This window comes from Chitinophaga sp., from assembly GCF_036566945.1.
Classification (GTDB): Bacteria; Bacteroidota; Bacteroidia; order Chitinophagales; family Chitinophagaceae; genus Chitinophaga.
On record NZ_DATCVJ010000709.1, the window covers coordinates 1 to 3,656 of the forward strand.

The window sequence follows — 3,656 nt, forward strand, 5'->3', positions numbered from 1 at the left end:
CAGTTTATACACCCGTCCCGGCATGTTGTTTTTTTCTGTACGCAACAAATTCAACGAAGCTTCTGCTGAAGTAAAAGACAAAACCAGTGGTATTGGCCTGGCTAACGTAAAAAGGCGTTTGAATTTACTATATGGAGATGATTATGTTTTGCACATTGAGAAAAAAGATGACTGGTTTATAGTATCCTTGCAATTAAATCTCCACTGATGATGAAGTGTATTGCCATAGATGATGAACCGCTCGCACTGGACCTGCTGGAAGACAATATCAGCATGGTGCCTTACCTGCAGCTCACCGGCAAATGCAATAATGCATTTGAGGCCATGGAAATATTGCGGCATCAGCAGGTAGACCTGATATTCCTGGATATACAAATGCCCGGCCTTACCGGTTTACAGTTCCTCGAATCCCTTCCCAATAAGCCCATTGTAATCCTCATTACGGCCTACGAAAAATACGCCCTGGAAGGCTTTAACCTATCCGTGACCGACTACCTGGTGAAACCCGTTTCCCTGGAGCGTTTCATCAAAGCCTGTAACAAAGCGCAGGAGCTTTTTCAGCTTAAAACCGGTGGCAAAAGCGCCAAAGAACAGGCCGACTTCTTCTTCGTTAATGTAGATTACAGTTTGCTCAAAGTGGTATTTGCAGATATGATCTGGATTGAAGGGCTGAAAGATTATGTCAAAATACATCTCAAAAGCACATCCAAACCCGTTATTACCCGCATGAGTATAAAGGGCCTGGAAGAGCAGTTACCCACTACGAAATTCATCCGTATTCATAAATCCTATATCGTATCCATAGCGGCTATTTCTTCCATCCGGAAAAACAGCATTTTCCTGGATGAACTGGAGCTCCCTGTGGGCGACACCTACAGAGATGCCGTATATGCCATTGCCGGAAAAATTTAACCGGTAGTTCGTTCTGGTTCGTAGCAGTATTTTCCCCACTCATCTCATTTAATTTATATAATCCATTACCGCGATATACTTTTGCACCATCTGAATTTATAATAAAATGCAAAAGATTTACTTGTTTATCACCCTGTTTTTATTTTCAATGAGTGCCTGGGCGCAAGCTCCCGGTGGTCCTGGTGGCCCCGGCGGAAAAATGCCGATGGGCATGAGCGGGCATCTATATGGAAAAGTTATTGACCCTGATGGAAAACCTGTTAGCTATGCTTCCGTTATCGTGTTGCAAAACCGTATGGATTCCGTCACTAAAAAAATGAAGGAAAAACTGCTGAAAGGCGCACTCACCAAAGGTAATGGTGAATTCAGCCTGGAAGACCTTCCCGGAAGGGGACCGCTGAAGCTGAGAATTACAGCTACCGGCTATAAAACTATTGAACAGGCCATTAGCTTTCCTCCCTTTGAGAAAGACCTCGGCAACATTAAACTGGCTGCCAGTACCACCCAGCTGCAAGGCGTAACCGTAGCGGGTACCAAGCCACTGATGCAGATGGATATCGATAAAAAGGTATTTAATGTGGAAAAAAACATCGTGAGCGCAGGCGGTACTGCCCTCGATGTGATGAAAAATGTACCTTCCGTAAATGTGGATATCGATGGTAACGTGACGCTGCGTAACAGCGCACCACAACTTTACATCGATGGCCGCCCCACTACCCTCACGCTGGAACAGATTCCGGCAGATGCCATCGAAAATGTGGAAGTGATTACCAATCCTTCCGCTAAATATGATGCATCCGGTGGTAGTGCCGGTATCCTGAATATTGTACTGAAAAAGAACCGTAAAACAGGATACAACGGTAATCTTCGTGCCGGTGTGGATAAACGCGGCGCCCTCAATGGCGGCGGCGATTTTAACCTGCGCCAGGATAAAGTAAATATTTCCGCCAGTGTAATGGGCAACCAGATGAAAGGACGTACAAACGGTACTACGGAGCGTAATAACTTCGCCGATGCACCTCCTACCCTGATTAATCAGTACAACAGCAACAAAACCAACGGGGGCTTCCTGTTTGGTAAACTGGGTATGGACTGGTTTGTAACCAACCGCACCACCCTCTCTATTGCCGGTATCAAAGTACATGGTGAAATGAACCCTTCCGAAAGCATCGATATCAATAGCGATACCCTCGCTAAAACCGGTACCTTCCCAGGCTTCAGTCAACGTAACTCTTCTTCCCACAACAAGTTTAATGCAAACGGTCTGGTACTGGGCATGAAACACCTGTTCCCTAAAGAAGGAGAAGAACTCACCGCTGACTTCAACTACTTTGGTGGTAAGAGTAATAATAACTCCGACTATAGAACGGATCGTTACGGCAGCAACAACAATATTACCGGCAGCGATATCCAGCAAATCATAGGCGGCGGATCCATGAGCTTTATGACGCTTCAGACCGACTATGTAAAACCCTTTTCCGGTAAGCTGAAACTGGAAACAGGTTTGAGGGCTTCCATCCGTACTACAAAGAGTCAATTCGACAACTCTATGTACGATGAAGAAACCGGCAAGTTCATACTGATTCCTGCGGCATCCAATAATTACAAAAACAGCGACAACGTGTATGCGGCTTATGCCAGCGTATCCAACAGCATCCGTAATTTTGGTTATAAGGTAGGTTTGCGCGCAGAAAGCTCCAACTATACCGGCGATTTGCTGAACAACGGCCAGCATTTCAAAAACAATTATCCCATCAGCTTATTCCCTTCCCTGTTTTTAAGCCAGAAGCTGAAACATGATCAGGAACTGCAGTTGAGTTATACACGCCGGATTAATCGTCCTAACTTTTTCCAGCTGATACCATTCACCGATTCTACCGATAAGCTGAATATCACCAAAGGTAATCCCGGTCTGGTACCTGAGTTCACCACTGCACTGGAAGCATCGTACCTGAAAACGTTTAAGGGCAACAACACTTTGCTGGCATCTCTCTACTACAGACATACCGACAACCTGATTACCCGTTACCTGACGAAAGAAACCGATCCGGTAAATGGTCAGGACTTGCTGATAAACACCTACATCAACGCTAACTCCAGCTACTCCGCCGGTGCGGAAGTAACGGTGATGAATACCATTACCAAATGGTGGTCGATGTCTACCAACGTGAATATTTACAATTCTAAAATTAATACCGACAATGTAACCCAGTCGCAGGATGCGCTCTGGAGCTGGTTTGGTAAGATCAATAACAGTTTTAAATTACCGGCCAATTTTGAAATACAACTAACAGGTACTTACCAGTCAAAAACCAATCTGCCGGTAAATGATAATAAAAACGTGCAGGCGGGTCCTCCTATGCAGCAGTCACAGAACGCTTCCCAGGGTTACATCGCCTCTTTCTATGGCGTAGATGCAGCCATTAAGAAGAGTTTCCTGAAAAACAATGCCGCCTCTGTTACATTAAGTATCAATGACATTTTCAGAAGCCGCTGGTCTGACCAGTATTCTGAGAGTGCTTATTTCACACAATACTACAGTCGCTTAAAAGATCCCCAGATGATCCGTCTGAACTTTGCTTACAGATTTGGTAAAATAGATGCCAGTTTGTTTAAGAGAAAGAATATGGGCGCAGGCATGCAGGGAATGCAGGAAGTAATTCAATAAGAAGTTGTCTTCTGGTTAAAAATGCGCCGGAATGCGAGGGGGGTACACCTGAGCGTTCCGGCTTTTTTTGTGGCAA

Annotated in this window: 2 protein-coding genes and 1 pseudogene; all 3 read left to right on the forward strand. The window is 45.0% G+C overall.

Annotated elements, in window-relative coordinates:
- Window positions 1-208 (forward strand): annotated as a pseudogene (locus VIP81_RS21460) (histidine kinase); the annotation flags it as partial.
- Window positions 208-912 carry a LytTR family DNA-binding domain-containing protein gene (locus VIP81_RS21465; protein ID WP_331966080.1) on the forward strand — a complete coding sequence of 235 codons (705 nt, stop codon included), beginning with the start codon at window positions 208-210 and terminating at the stop codon, window positions 910-912. The pseudogene VIP81_RS21460 and the gene VIP81_RS21465, both read left to right, overlap by 1 nt.
- Window positions 913-1,018: 106 nt before the next feature.
- Window positions 1,019-3,580: an outer membrane beta-barrel protein gene (locus VIP81_RS21470; RefSeq protein WP_331966084.1), complete on the forward strand. Its 2,562-nt coding sequence runs from the start codon at window positions 1,019-1,021 to the stop codon at window positions 3,578-3,580.
- Window positions 3,581-3,656 lie beyond the last annotated feature (76 nt).